Source organism: Neisseria sp. P0001.S007 (assembly GCF_051963655.1).
GTDB lineage: Bacteria > Pseudomonadota > Gammaproteobacteria > Burkholderiales > Neisseriaceae > Neisseria > Neisseria subflava_A.
The window spans coordinates 17,060-30,442 of sequence record NZ_JBQCUB010000004.1 but is presented as its reverse complement, the minus strand read 5'-3'; the positions used below and the strand labels follow the sequence as shown (position 1 = coordinate 30,442).

10 protein-coding genes are annotated in these 13,383 nt (G+C 51.5%); 6 read left to right on the top strand and 4 right to left on the bottom strand.

Features of this window, described 5'->3' with window-relative positions:
* Window positions 1-249: 249 nt before the first annotated feature.
* Window positions 250-2,880, top strand: coding sequence for a leucine--tRNA ligase (gene leuS / locus ACTHRE_RS05275; protein WP_377072613.1), 2,631 nt, complete (start codon window positions 250-252; stop codon window positions 2,878-2,880).
* A 262-nt stretch (window positions 2,881-3,142) separates the two neighbouring features.
* On the opposite strand, the gene adhE is transcribed toward leuS, so the two are convergent.
* Complete coding sequence (gene adhE, locus ACTHRE_RS05270) at window positions 3,143-5,758, bottom strand: bifunctional acetaldehyde-CoA/alcohol dehydrogenase (RefSeq protein ID WP_377072615.1); 2,616 nt, start codon at window positions 5,756-5,758, stop codon at window positions 3,143-3,145.
* Window positions 5,759-6,075: 317 nt separating this feature from the next.
* Window positions 6,076-7,395: an MFS transporter gene (locus tag ACTHRE_RS05265; protein ID WP_377072617.1), complete on the bottom strand. Its 1,320-nt coding sequence runs from the start codon at window positions 7,393-7,395 to the stop codon at window positions 6,076-6,078.
* A 364-nt stretch (window positions 7,396-7,759) separates the two neighbouring features.
* Here ACTHRE_RS05265 and ACTHRE_RS05260 point away from each other — a divergent pair, with 364 nt between their 5' ends.
* Together ACTHRE_RS05260 and ACTHRE_RS05255 are read left to right on the top strand one after the other, a co-directional pair.
* Window positions 7,760-9,133 (top strand): Na+/H+ antiporter family protein, encoded by a 1,374-nt coding sequence (locus tag ACTHRE_RS05260; RefSeq protein WP_377072619.1) that lies wholly within the window; start codon window positions 7,760-7,762, stop codon window positions 9,131-9,133.
* A 1-nt stretch (window position 9,134) separates the two neighbouring features.
* Complete coding sequence (locus tag ACTHRE_RS05255; protein ID WP_004518924.1) at window positions 9,135-9,362, top strand: SlyX family protein; 228 nt, start codon at window positions 9,135-9,137, stop codon at window positions 9,360-9,362.
* 102 nt (window positions 9,363-9,464) lie between these two features.
* Here the strand turns inward: ACTHRE_RS05255 and lysA are convergent, their stop codons facing one another.
* Both lysA and lptM read right to left on the bottom strand, forming a co-directional pair.
* Window positions 9,465-10,685, bottom strand: coding sequence for a diaminopimelate decarboxylase (lysA, locus tag ACTHRE_RS05250; RefSeq protein WP_377072621.1), 1,221 nt, complete (start codon window positions 10,683-10,685; stop codon window positions 9,465-9,467).
* Between the two features lie 16 nt (window positions 10,686-10,701).
* On the bottom strand, window positions 10,702-10,893 hold the full coding sequence (gene lptM / locus ACTHRE_RS05245; RefSeq protein WP_003684659.1) for an LPS translocon maturation chaperone LptM: 192 nt from the start codon (window positions 10,891-10,893) through the stop codon (window positions 10,702-10,704).
* A gap of 50 nt (window positions 10,894-10,943) precedes the next feature.
* Here lptM and cyaY point away from each other — a divergent pair, with 50 nt between their 5' ends.
* The 3 genes from cyaY (at window position 10,944) to ACTHRE_RS05230 (ending at window position 13,326) form a co-directional block, all read left to right on the top strand.
* Window positions 10,944-11,267, top strand: coding sequence for an iron donor protein CyaY (gene cyaY / locus ACTHRE_RS05240; protein ID WP_070585221.1), 324 nt, complete (start codon window positions 10,944-10,946; stop codon window positions 11,265-11,267).
* A gap of 54 nt (window positions 11,268-11,321) precedes the next feature.
* Window positions 11,322-11,828: an S-ribosylhomocysteine lyase gene (gene luxS / locus ACTHRE_RS05235; RefSeq protein ID WP_377072623.1), complete on the top strand. Its 507-nt coding sequence runs from the start codon at window positions 11,322-11,324 to the stop codon at window positions 11,826-11,828.
* 184 nt (window positions 11,829-12,012) lie between these two features.
* Window positions 12,013-13,326 carry a hypothetical protein gene (locus ACTHRE_RS05230; protein WP_070645620.1) on the top strand — a complete coding sequence of 438 codons (1,314 nt, stop codon included), beginning with the start codon at window positions 12,013-12,015 and terminating at the stop codon, window positions 13,324-13,326.
* Window positions 13,327-13,383 lie beyond the last annotated feature (57 nt).

Below are 13,383 nucleotides of genomic sequence, written 5' to 3'. Positions count from 1 at the left end.
CTTTTTATGCCTGATGCTGATGATGACCGCTGCCAGACTTACCGTTAACCGTTTCATACTCAGGCCGTCTGAAACCCTGTTTTCAGACGGCCTTTTGATTGTTTGCGTTCTTCCACGTCAAAACAAACGGGAAACAACAATGCCAAAGCGGTTTGACATGATGTTACGACACAAGCAATCCGCTTCTGAATCCGCTATAATCTGCGTTTGATTTTATTTTCCAACGCCTTTTGTATAAAGCAAAACATCATGCAAGAACAATATCAACCCGCCGCCATCGAGCCTGCGGCGCAGAAAAAATGGGATGACGCCCGTATTTTCAACGTCTCCGAAGACGCTTCCAAACCCAAATACTACTGCCTTTCCATGTTCCCCTATCCCAGCGGCAAGCTGCACATGGGGCATGTGCGCAACTACACCATCGGCGACGTATTGAGCCGCTTCAAACTCTTAAACGGCTTCAACGTCATGCAGCCTATGGGTTGGGACGCGTTCGGTATGCCTGCGGAAAATGCGGCGATGAAAAACAACGTCGCCCCCGCCGCATGGACTTACGACAACATCGAATACATGAAAACCCAGCTCAAAAGCCTGGGTTTTGCGATTGACTGGGAGCGCGAAGTCGCCACCTGCAAACCCGAATACTACCGCTGGGAACAATGGCTGTTTACCAAGCTGTTTGAAAAAGGCATCGTGTATCGCAAAAACGGCACGGTAAACTGGGACCCTGTCGACCAAACCGTCCTTGCCAACGAGCAAGTCATCGATGGGCGCGGCTGGCGTTCGGGCGCGTTGATCGAAAAACGCGAAATCCCGATGTATTACTTCAAAATCACGGATTACGCCGAAGAGCTGCTCAACGATTTGGACAAGCTGGAACACTGGCCGGAACAGGTCAAAACCATGCAGCGCAACTGGATCGGCAAATCACGCGGTATGACCGTGCGCTTCGCCGTTTCAGACGACAGCAAACAAGGCTTGGAAGGCGATTACGCGAAATTCCTGCAAGTTTATACCACCCGTCCCGACACGCTGATGGGCGCGACTTATGTTGCCGTTGCCGCCGAACATCCGCTGGCAACCGCCGCAGCTGCCGACAAACCCGAATTGCAGGCATTTATCGCCGAATGCAAAGCCGGCTCCGTTGCCGAAGCCGATATGGCTACGATGGAGAAAAAAGGCGTGCCGACCGGCCGCTACGTCGTCAACCCGCTTAACGGCGACAAGCTGGAAGTGTGGATTGCCAACTATGTATTGTGGGGCTACGGCGACGGCGCAGTGATGGCGGTGCCGGCGCACGACGAACGCGATTTCGAGTTTGCCACCAAATACAATCTGCCTAAAAAACAAGTCATTGCCGTCGGCGACAACGCATTCGACGCAAACCAATGGCAAGAATGGTATGCCGACAAAGAAAACGGCGTATTGGTCAACAGCGGCGACTTGGACGGCATGAATTTTCAGACGGCCTTCGACGCCATCGCCGCCAAGCTGCAAAGCCAAGACGCAGGCGAACCGAAAACCCAATACCGCCTGCGCGACTGGGGTATTTCGCGCCAGCGCTACTGGGGCTGCCCGATTCCCATCGTCCATTGCGAAAAATGCGGCGACGTCCCCGTCCCAGCCGACCAACTGCCCGTCGTTTTGCCCGAAAACGTCGTACCCGACGGCATGGGTTCACCACTGGCAAAAATGCCCGAGTTTTACGAAACCACCTGCCCATGCTGCGGCGGCGCGGCGAAACGCGAAACCGACACCATGGACACCTTCATGGAATCGAGCTGGTATTTCTTCCGTTACATGTCGCCCAAGTTCGCAGAAGGCATGGTATCGGCTGAAGCCGCGAAATACTGGGGCTCGGTCGACCAATACATCGGCGGTATCGAACACGCAATTTTGCACCTCTTGTACGCGCGCTTCTTCACCAAACTGATGCGCGACGAAGGTTTGGTCAATGTTGACGAACCGTTTGAACGCCTGCTCACTCAAGGCATGGTCGTCTGCGAAACCTACTACCGTGAAAACGCCAACGGCGGCAAAGACTGGATCAATCCCGCCGATGTCGAATTGACTTTCGACGACAAAGGCCGCCCCGTTTCCGCCGTCCTCAAAGCCGACGGCCTGCCCGTCGTCATCAGCGGCACGGAAAAAATGTCCAAGTCCAAAAACAACGGCGTCGATCCGCAAGAACTGATTAACGCCTACGGCGCGGACACCGCCCGCCTGTTCATGATGTTCGCCGCACCGCCCGAACAGTCCCTCGAATGGAGCGACAGCGGCGTCGAAGGCGCGCACCGCTTCCTGCGCCGCCTGTGGCGCACCGTTTACGAATACCTGAAACAAGGCGGCGCGGTCAAAGCGTTTGCAGGCAGCCAAGACGGTTTGTCTAAAGAACTCAAAGACCTGCGCCACAAACTGCATTCCACCATCGCCAAAGTCAGCGACGACTACGGCCGCCGCCAGCAGTTCAACACCGCCATCGCCGCCGTGATGGAACTGCTCAACCAATACGACAAAACCGACACTAGCGGCGAACAAGGCCGCGCCGTCGCCCAAGAAGTATTGGAAGCTGCCGTACGCCTGTTGTGGCCCATCGTGCCGCACATCTGCGAAACCCTGTGGAGCGAATTGAACGGCGCAAAACTGTGGGAAGCAGGCTGGCCGACAGTCGATGAAGCCGCCTTGGTCAAATCCGAAATCGAAGTGATGGTTCAAGTCAACGGCAAACTGCGCGGCAAAATCACCGTTGCCGCCGACGCATCCAAAGCCGACCTCGAAGCCGCCGCCCTTGCCAACGAAGGCGCAGTGAAATTCATGGAAGGCAAGCCTGCGAAGAAAATCATCGTCGTTCCCAGACGCTTGGTGAATATCGTCGTCTAAGCCGCTTTTAAGGTTTAGCCATACGGATAAAGGCCGTCTGAAAACCAAGTTTCAGACGGCCTTTTATTTTGGCTTTCAATTCCAACCTTTATTTCATTTAAACGTAAGGTTTACCATTAAATCAAAGTTATAAAGATATTTTTTGGACTATCGTATTCAAATGAAAACCTTAGCTTTGATAAAAACAAGGTTTAGCCGAATAAAGAAAGGCCGTCTGAAACCCTATATTCAGGTTTCAGACGGCCTTTTTAACTGCCCGATTTTATTCGCCGTAGTAGGCTTTGGTCAGGATTTCTTCCATATCGGCCACTATCGCGAGGCGTGGGTTGGCCGGGGTGCATTGGTCTTCAAAAGACATCATGGCCAGCTCTTTTCTGCCGTCGAGGAAGGTTTTCTCATCGATTCCCTGCTCTTTCAACGACATTTTGATGCCGACGTTGACCGCCAGCTCATGGCAGGCTCGGGCGAAGGATTCGACGCCTTCTGCCGGTGTGCTGCACGGCAGGCCTAAAGTACGGGCGATTTCCTGATATTTCAGGTCGGCTTTGTAGTAGTTGTACTTCGGCCAAGTGGCGGTTTTCTGCGGACGCGTGCCGTTGTAGCGGATGACGTGCGGCAACAAGATGGCGTTGGCACGGCCGTGCGGAACATGATATTTGCCGCCGATTTTGTGTGCCATCGAGTGGTTTATGCCCAAGAACGCATTGGCAAACGCCATGCCTGCGATGGTGGAGGCATTGTGCATATGCTCGCGCGCTTCTGGATCGGCCGCACCGTGTTTGTAGGAGCGTTCGAGGTATTGGAACACGAGCTTAATGGCTTGCAGGGCAAGGCCGTCTGTAAAGTCGTTTGCCAGTACGGAAACGTATGCTTCTACGGCGTGGGTCAGTACGTCCAAACCGGTATCGGCGGTTACGCCTGCCGGCACAGTCATGGTAAACGCAGGATCGACAATCGAAATGGTCGGTGTCAGCGAGTAGTCGGCAATCGGATATTTTTTGTCGCCGTCGCTGATGACGGTAAACGGTGTTACTTCGGAGCCGGTACCCGACGTGGTGGGGATGCCGATAAATTTGGCTTTACGACCCAATTCAGGGAAGCGGAACGCGCGTTTGCGGATGTCCATGAATTTTTGCACCAAATCTTCAAAATCGACTTGCGGCTGCTCATAGAAGAGCCACATGGCTTTGGCCGCGTCCATTGGCGAACCGCCGCCCAGTGCGATGATGGTGTCGGGTTGGAAGCTGCGCATCAAATCGGTGCCTTTATAGACGGTTTGGACGCTCGGATCGGCTTCGACGTCGGTAAACAGCTGGATGGTCACTTTGTTTTTGCGTTGATGCAGTTGGTGGGTGATTTTATCGACAAAGCCCAAATCAACCATCGAACGGTCGGTCACAATCATGACTTTTTCGCAGTCTTTCATGTCTTGCAGATATTGGATGGAATCGCGTTCAAAATAGATTTTGGCGGGCACTTTGAACCATTGCATGTTGTTTCTCCGACGGCCTACTTTTTTGATGTTTAACAGATTGACTGCGCTGACGTTGCCGCCGACGGCGTTTTTACCGTAAGAGCCGCAACCGAGGGTCAGAGAAGGCAGGAAGGCGTTGTACACGTCGCCGATGCCACCGAAGGTGGAAGGCGAATTCCAAATCACGCGCAGCGCTTTGACGCGGGAGCCGAACGTTTTGACCAATTCTTCGTCGGCGGTATGGATGGCGGCGGAGTGTCCCAAGCCGTCAAAGGCAACCATTTCTTCGGCAAACTTCAAACCTTGTTCGGTCGAATCTGCCTTAATCATGGCCAAAACAGGCGAAAGTTTTTCGCGGGTCAGCGGCTCGTTCGGGCCGACTTCGCGGCATTCGGCGATGATGATATTGGTTTTTTCAGGCACTTTAAACCCAGCCTGTTCGGCAATCCATGCCGCCGGTTTGCCCACTACCGCAGAATTGAGTTTCGCCCCGCCGCAGCTGGCGCAATTCGCCGTTACGCCGAAGATAAATTCTTCGAGCATGGCTTTTTCTTTTTTGTTGGCAAAGTACACGCCGTAAGATTTGAACTCTTCGGCCAACTCTTTGTAAATCTCTTTATCGGCAATCACCGCTTGCTCGCTGGCGCACACCATGCCGTTGTCGAAAGATTTTGACATCACAATATCGTGTGCCACCTGTTTGATGTCCGCCGTTTTTTCAACATAAGCAGGTACGTTGCCCGCCCCGACGCCGAGCGCAGGTTTGCCGCAAGAATACGCGGCTTCCACCATTGCATTGCCGCCGGTCGCCAAAATCGTTGCCACGCCCGGATGCTTCATCAGCGCGGAAGTGCCTTCCATAGACGGCTTTTCAATCCACTGAATACAGTTTTCCGGCGCACCGGCCGCGATCGCCGCATCGCGCACAATACGCGCTGCATGGGCGGAACACTGTTGGGCGGACGGGTGGAACGAGAAAATAATCGGATTGCGGGTTTTCAGCGCAATCAAAGATTTGAAAATGGCGGTGGAAGTCGGATTGGTTGTCGGCACAATACCGCAAACCACGCCGACCGGATCGGCAATTTCAGTAATACCGGTTACATCGTTTTCGCTGATGACGCCCACGGTTTTCAAATCGCGCAGGCGGCGCACGACGTTTTCGCAAGCAAACAGGTTTTTCGTCGCCTTATCCTCAAACACGCCGCGTCCCGTTTCTTCCACCGCGTGCATGGCGAGCACACCATGTTTGTCCAGCGCGGCAATGGAGGCTTTGGCAACAATAAAGTCAATCTGCTCCTGATCCAACTTAAGAAACTCATCCAACGCCCGTAAACCCTTTTCAACCAGGCTGTTTACCTCGGCTACGGCTGGGCTGACGACGTTGTCGGCTGATGCGTTCATGGTGTATCTCCTTAATAAAAGGTGGCAATAAGGTCAATAAATTTTCACTACGATAACTATAGGTAGTTTAGTTACATTTTGCTTTGACCTACATCACAAACCATGATTGAACTTTTCAGACGGCTATTTTATCGTTTATTCATTTTAATTCTTTGAAGTATAATATTTTTATCTAGACAAAAACAAAGACGGTTATTCTTCGTCGCTTTCCTCGATAATTAAGATAAAAACAGAAAATCGATGTATTAAAATTACAAACATAAATGAAAAAGGCCGTCTGAAAATATTTTTCAGACGGCTTTTTTCATGTCTATCTTTTATTGGCTGATGTCTTCCAGCGTACGGCCTTTGGTTTCCTCACCCAATACCAAGATTACCGCCACAATCAGCAGCATAACCAGCGCAAACATCATAAAGATATTGCCGAAGCCGCCGCTGTTGCCCACCATCGCCGCCACCACCATAGGCGCGAGTATGCCGCCGACGCGGCCGATGGCACCTGCCCAGCCGGATGCGAAGGCACGGAAGCGCAAGGGGTAGAGCTCGGGGGTGTAGGTGTACAAAACGCCCCATGCGCCCAAGTTGAAGAAGGACATCAGGCTGCCCCAGATCATGACTTCGGCCGCAGTCGTGCTTTGCCCGAAAAACCATGCGCACGCGGCACAAACGGCCAGAAAGCCTGCCAGCGTTGCTTTACGGCCGATTATCTCCACCAAAGCCGCGGCGGCAATATAGCCGGGCAGTTGCGCAACAATCATCACCAGCACATATTCAAAGGTTTTGACCACGGTATTGCCCTGCTCGACCAGCAATTTGGGCAACCAAGTAAAAATGCCGTAATACGAAAACACAATGCCGAACCAAACCAGCCACAGCATCAGCGTGCGCCGTGCAAACGGATGTTGCCAAAGTTGGACGAAGCGGATGCGTTCGCGCGGGGCGGCCGGTGCGGCAACGGCTTGTGTCGGCGGCGTGATGCCCGACTGAATTTCCAGCGCAGATACCAAACGGTGCGCTTCATCGGTTTTGCCGCGGGAAAGCAGGTAAGGCACGGATTCGGGAACGAATTTCAACACCAACGGCACATAAAACAGGGGCAAGGCGCCGAATAAAAATGCGCTGTGCCAGCCGGTTTGCGGAATAAAGAAATAAGACACCAGCGCGGCCGAAAGCCAGCCCAAGCCCCAAAAGCTTTCCAGTAATACAATAAAACGGCCGCGTACTTTCGGCGGTGCATATTCGCTGACCAGCGACACGGCGACGGGCAGTTGGCCGCCCAAGCCGACGCCGACAAAAAAGCGGCACACCAACAAAACCGTCAAATCAGGCGCAAGCGCGCACAAACCTGTGGCAATGCTGTACACCACCATCGTGCCGGCAAAAACGGTTTTCCGTCCGAACCTGTCCGCCAGCCAGCCGCTGAATACCGCACCCAGAGCCATGCCGACAAAGGCAATGCTGACAATCCAACCCAACTGCGCCGGAGCCAGCGCCCAATCTTTGCCCAAAGCCGGCAATACAAACGACACCAAGCCTGTATCCATGGCATCAAACAGCCAACCTATGCCGACCAAAACCAGAAGTTTGTAATGAAAGCGGGAGGGCGGCAGATTGTGCAGCCGCGTCAGAATATCCATCACTTCTTTCCTTTGTTTGTGTATGATTGAATTAGGTTTTAGCAATAAATGCTTTAATTTCAGTGACAAATCTGAAACCGGGGCATTGTGTCGATTTTAACATTGGTACCCTATGCAAAGAATAGGAAGCGCGTGTTTTTTGGCTATTTTTGAATATATTCATCTCGGCGATAAACCGCATACCATATTAAAACATGAAACAAGAAATCACTTCAGGCCGTCTGAAAGCCGATTATTTGGTTTTCAGACGGCCTGCCGTTTTTTGCAAAGGCTTCATGCTTGGGTTATGATGTTTATTTGTAATATGTAAACAGACGATTGCCTGTTTTTACATAACAGGCCGTCTGAAACAACGGAGAACGATATGAATGCGGTTGTAATTGCGGTCATCATCATGCTGGCGCTGTCTTTATCGCGCGTGCATGTGGTGCTCAGCTTGGCTGTCGGCGCGTTTGTCGGCGGCTTGGTGGCCGGTATGCCTTTGGAGAATGTAACCAACGCGGCCGGCGATGTGGTGCAGCAAGGGATTATTCCTGTTTTTAACGAAGGCCTGAAAGGCGGGGCGCAAATCGCGCTGTCTTATGCCATGCTCGGCGCATTTGCCATGGCCATCACGCATTCCGGCCTGCCGCAACAGCTCGCCGGCGTGATTATCCGCAAGCTCAACGGCGGCGAAGGCAATGCGAAAGGCGAAGGCGCGGTCAAATGGATGCTGCTGGCGATTATTTTGTGCATGGGCGTGATGAGCCAAAACGTTGTGCCGATTCATATTGCGTTTATCCCGATGATTATTCCGCCGCTGCTGTTGGTGTTCAACCGTTTGAAACTCGACCGCCGCCTGGTGGCCTGCGTGATTACGTTTGGCTTGGTAACGACTTATATGTTCCTGCCTTACGGTTTCGGCGCCATCTTCTTGAACGACATCATGTTGGGCAATATCCGCTCGGCAGGCATGGACACCGGCAACATCAATGTGATGCACGCAATGGCGATTCCGGCTTTGGGCATGGTGTCCGGCTTACTGCTGGCCTTTTTGCACTACCGCAAGCCGCGCATTTATCAAAACAACGCCGCCGATACGGAAGACAATCGTGAAGCGGTGCAGCAGCAAGAGCCGTCAACCTATCGCAGCTTGGTGGCGGCCGTAGCGATTGCCGTGTGCTTTGCCATTCAGCTTTTGTATGAAAACTCATTGGTATTGGGCGCGATGTTGGGCTTTGCCGTGTTTATGATGTTGGGCGTGATGAACCGTTCCGCCGCCAGCGATGTGTTCGGCGAAGGCATCAAAATGATGGCCATGGTCGGCTTTATTATGATTGCGGCACAAGGTTTCGCCGCCGTCATGAACGCGACCGGTGACATTCAGCCTTTGGTCGAACGCAGCATGGCTTTGTTCGGAAGCAATAAAGGCATGGCCGCCTTTACCATGCTGTTTGTCGGCCTGCTGGTAACCATGGGCATCGGTTCGTCTTTCTCCACTTTGCCGATTATTACCGCAATTTATGTGCCTTTGTGCATCAGCTTGGGCTTCTCCCCAATGGCTACCGTGGCCATCGTCGGCACGGCTGGTGCGCTGGGCGATGCAGGCTCCCCTGCTTCCGACTCGACGCTCGGCCCGACCATGGGTCTGAACGCCGACGGTCAACACGACCACATCCGCGATTCGGTTATCCCGACTTTTATCCACTACAATATCCCGCTGATGGCTGCCGGCTGGATTGCCGCGATGGTGCTGTAATATGAGCGATATTCAGGAATTGGAACACCGCGTCACGGAGCTGGAAATTCAGACGGCCTTGCAGGAAGATTTAATCGGCAGCCTGAACGACACCATCGCCAAGATGCAGCAGGCTTTGGATTTGCAACAAGGCCAGCTACGGCTTCTGTATCAACGGATGCAGGACAAAGGCGCAAACGGCGAACGCGAACCGTACAGCCTACGCGACGAGATTCCGCCGCATTATTGATTAGCTAAAAAAGGGCGTGTTTGATACATGCCCTTTTCTTTCATAACAAAGGCCGTCTGAAAGTCAATCAAGCTTTCAGACGGCCTTTTAAACAATCAAACCTTACAAACAAGCCAATTCGTTGGCCATTTGCTGCTCGACGGTTTCACGTTGGCGGATAAGTTTGTATCCGCTGCCGTCAACCAATACTTCCGCCGCACGGTTGCGCGTGTTGTAGTTACTCGCCATGCTTGAGCCATACGCACCGGCGCTGCGGATAAGCAGCAAATCTCCTTCTTCGCAGGCGATGGTGCGGTCTTTGCCGAGAAAGTCGCCGGTTTCGCAAATCGGGCCAACGATATTGGCCGTCAAAGGCTCAATGTCTTTGGTTTCGACCGCTTCGATGTGATGATAGGCATCATAAAGCGCCGGACGCATCAAATCGTTCATCGCCGCATCGACCATCACAAAGTTTTTCTCTTCGCCATGTTTGACAAATTCAACGCGCGTCAACAACGCACCTGCATTGCCAACCAAACTACGACCTGGCTCGAGGACCAGTTTCAGACGGCGTGTACCCATCAGTTTTTGAACGGCTTGGGCATACGCACCCAAATCAGGCACATTTTCGTCTTGGTAAACAATACCGACACCGCCGCCCAAGTCCAAGTGTTCCAACACAATGCCTTCGTCTGCCAGTTGGTCGACCAAGGCCAAGATACGTTCGCAGGCTTCGACCAGCGGGCTGAGGTCGGTCAGTTGCGAGCCGATATGACAGTCGATACCGACGATTTTCAAATGGCTTTGTCGGGAAGCATGACGATAGGCCTCAAGCGCATCGGCATAAGCAATACCGAATTTATTGGCTTTCAAACCGGTGGAGATATAAGGGTGGGTTTTGGCATCGACATCGGGGTTAACGCGCAGGGAAACCGGAGCGACCTTACCCAAACGCGCGGCAACTTTCTGAATACGGTCGATTTCGGGAATGCTCTCCATATTGAAGCATTTCACGCCTGCATTCAGTGCGAATTCAATTTCTGCTTCACTCTTGCCCACACCGGAAAAAATCGTTTTCGCCGCATCGCCTCCTGCCGCTAAAACACGCGCCAACTCGCCGCCGGACACAATGTCAAAACCACTCCCCAAAGAAGCAAAGTGCTTGATGATGCTCAGGTTGCCATTCGCTTTCACTGCATAGCAGACAAGCGGATTTAAAGCGGCAAATGCGGTTTGGTAGTTTTCAAACGCCTCGGTCAGCGCAGATTTGCTGTACACATAAAGCGGCGTGCCGAATTCCTCTGCAAGGTGGGAATAAGGGATTTGTTCGCAGGATAAGGTCATGTTTATGAAGTCTTTTTTAATCGTTAGTTTGAGTGGTCGGCTCTTTAGCCGTATCGAATTTCAAGCCGGTCTGAATCACGCCGAAGCGCGCCTTGTCGCCTTCTTTGGGCAGGTAGAGATCGCCTTTGTAACCGCAGGCAGAAAGCAGCAGAGCCGTTGCCGCTGCAAAAAATACGCCGTATTTCATCAGTAAAACTTTCTTCATCATTACGAATGTGGCAAGATTCGGTATCTTAAACAAAAACCACACAAAAAGCCATGATGACCGAAAGCGAATTCATCCGCATGAGCGAAGAATTGTTCGAACACATCGAAGACCAAATCGACGAAAACGGCTGGGATTTCGACTGCCAGTTTGCCGGAAACGTACTGACCATCGAAGCCGAAGACGGCACGCAAATCATCGTCAACCGCCACACGCCCAACCAAGAATTGTGGATTGCCGCCAAAAGCGGCGGCTACCATTTCGCCGAGCAAAACGGCAAATGGCTGGCAACACGCGACAGCCGCGATTTCTACGACGTTTTAAACGAAGCACTGAGCGCGGCTTCGGGCGAAGCAGTTGAGATTGCGGAATTGTGATTCAGTCTTCAAATATCCCTAGCTAAAAATCTATTTACCTCAAAGGACACCCAAATGCCCCTACTAGACAGTTTCAAAGTTGACCACACCCGTATGCATGCCCCTGCCGTACGCGTGGCAAAAACCATGACCACGCCCAAAGGCGACACCATTACCGTGTTTGACCTGCGTTTCTGCATTCCCAACAAAGAAATCCTGCCTGAAAAAGGCATTCACACGCTGGAGCACCTGTTCGCAGGCTTTATGCGTGACCACTTAAACGGCAACGGCGTTGAAATCATCGATATTTCCCCAATGGGCTGCCGTACCGGTTTCTACATGAGCCTCATCGGCACGCCTGACGAGCAAAAAGTAGCCGACGCATGGCTTGCTTCAATGCAGGATGTTTTGACCGTTCAAGACCAAAGCAAAATCCCCGAGCTGAACGAATACCAATGCGGTACTTACCTGATGCACTCGCTTGCCGAAGCACACGAAATCGCCCAAAACGTTTTGGCACGCAAAGTCGCCGTCAATAAAAACGACGAGCTGACATTGGACGAAAGTCTGTTGAACGCTTAATCCGCCATGACAGCAAAGGCCGTCTGAAACTCTATATGACAAGTTTCAGACGGCCTAAAACCTTTTATTCCAATTTTCAACCTTTCAGCCACAGTTTTACACTGCCTAAAAATAAGTTGGCGGATGCTGACAGTGTACATAGTATAATTACACTTTAAACAAACAACCTGATTCTATTGCCTTTATGAAACCGTTTTTCTGCAAAACCGCCATTGCCCTCAGCCTGACCCTCCCCGCCGCCGCTAATGCTGCCGAGTATGTCTGCAATGTTGAAGGCATCACCGTTTATACCTCACACCAGATCAACAATACCTGCCGCGTTACCGATTCGTACAGTCCAGTAGAAACAAATGTATTTCAAACAAACGCTGAGCAGCTAAATTTGAATTCGACTCTTACAGAGCAACAAACAGATCCGAAATTGGTTGGAACACAGAACATTTTCGATAAAACAGGAGTAACAAACCAAAAAACTACTAGATCAACAGCTGATCACTATGTTCCTGTTATAGAAACACAAACGGCAATAGCTCCTGTTGAAACCAAGCAATATCCCGTTAATACTTTCGCCATATTCAATACCACACCTGTTGTTCAAATATACCCCTCTGCACCTATCGCTCAGACACAAACTACCCCTCAGGAAAGTCATAGATCGGATAGCTTTTTCTCTCCTCATACTGAGCAGACATCTACCCAAACTCTCGCCGCCCCGAACGTGCACACTGACCAAGCTACCACCACCCAATTCCTGAATCATTCTCTAGATTTGGAGCCATTGGACAACAAGACAGCAAAAAGTACAACGGCCGAAGAACCGGCCAAAACTGAAGTTACACACACAGAACAAACTGTTTCCAAAACATCGATAAACCGCACAACCAATATTAAAAAAACAGTAACCAAACCACTTAACGCTGAAAACTCTTCTGCATCGTCCGACAAAACCAATATATTAACAGGATCTACAACCGAGATTTTCGCACTGACAGACTCGGTCAAGCCGACCGAACCCATACCAGCGGCAGCAACTCCAACGAAGCCTACCAAAACCCCATTGCCCAAAGCATATGGACCAACCACTGATGCACTCTTCAGCGATAAAGATGTCGATAACGACATCAAAATTCTGCTAAATGGTCCGATCGGTGGCGTTACCAATACTGCCGCAGCTGCTAATCCGCGTCTGAATATCCTCCTACGCAACAGCATACAGAAACGCCAGGCCAAGCAAAATAGCCAGCAAGACATCCGCCGCAAAGCACCGATTCGTACCATTCCTGCAACCATTGCTGCACCACAACCCAAACCTAAAGAAACACGTAAACAGGTATTACAAGGGGAAATTCGCAACGAACAGACCGCTATCATCCGCCTTCAAACACAGCTGAATGCGGCCAAACAAAAAGGCGATCAAATTAAAATCCAACAACTGACCCGTACCATCAACGCCCGTCAAGCGAATATCCGCGCTATTCAAGGTGAGATGTCTCGTTGATTGGTTTTTATACAAAAGGCCGTCTGAAAATATTTTCAGACGGCCTTTTTAATGGCT

Coding starts and splice junctions, on each gene's coding strand:
- leuS (WP_377072613.1), top strand. CDS start 250: ATGCAAGAACAATATCAACCCGCCGCCATCGAGCCTGCGGCGCAGAAA.
- adhE (WP_377072615.1), bottom strand. CDS start 5,758: ATGAACGCATCAGCCGACAACGTCGTCAGCCCAGCCGTAGCCGAGGTA.
- ACTHRE_RS05265 (WP_377072617.1), bottom strand. CDS start 7,395: ATGGATATTCTGACGCGGCTGCACAATCTGCCGCCCTCCCGCTTTCAT.
- ACTHRE_RS05260 (WP_377072619.1), top strand. CDS start 7,760: ATGAATGCGGTTGTAATTGCGGTCATCATCATGCTGGCGCTGTCTTTA.
- ACTHRE_RS05255 (WP_004518924.1), top strand. CDS start 9,135: ATGAGCGATATTCAGGAATTGGAACACCGCGTCACGGAGCTGGAAATT.
- lysA (WP_377072621.1), bottom strand. CDS start 10,685: ATGACCTTATCCTGCGAACAAATCCCTTATTCCCACCTTGCAGAGGAA.
- lptM (WP_003684659.1), bottom strand. CDS start 10,893: ATGATGAAGAAAGTTTTACTGATGAAATACGGCGTATTTTTTGCAGCG.
- cyaY (WP_070585221.1), top strand. CDS start 10,944: ATGATGACCGAAAGCGAATTCATCCGCATGAGCGAAGAATTGTTCGAA.
- luxS (WP_377072623.1), top strand. CDS start 11,322: ATGCCCCTACTAGACAGTTTCAAAGTTGACCACACCCGTATGCATGCC.
- ACTHRE_RS05230 (WP_070645620.1), top strand. CDS start 12,013: ATGAAACCGTTTTTCTGCAAAACCGCCATTGCCCTCAGCCTGACCCTC.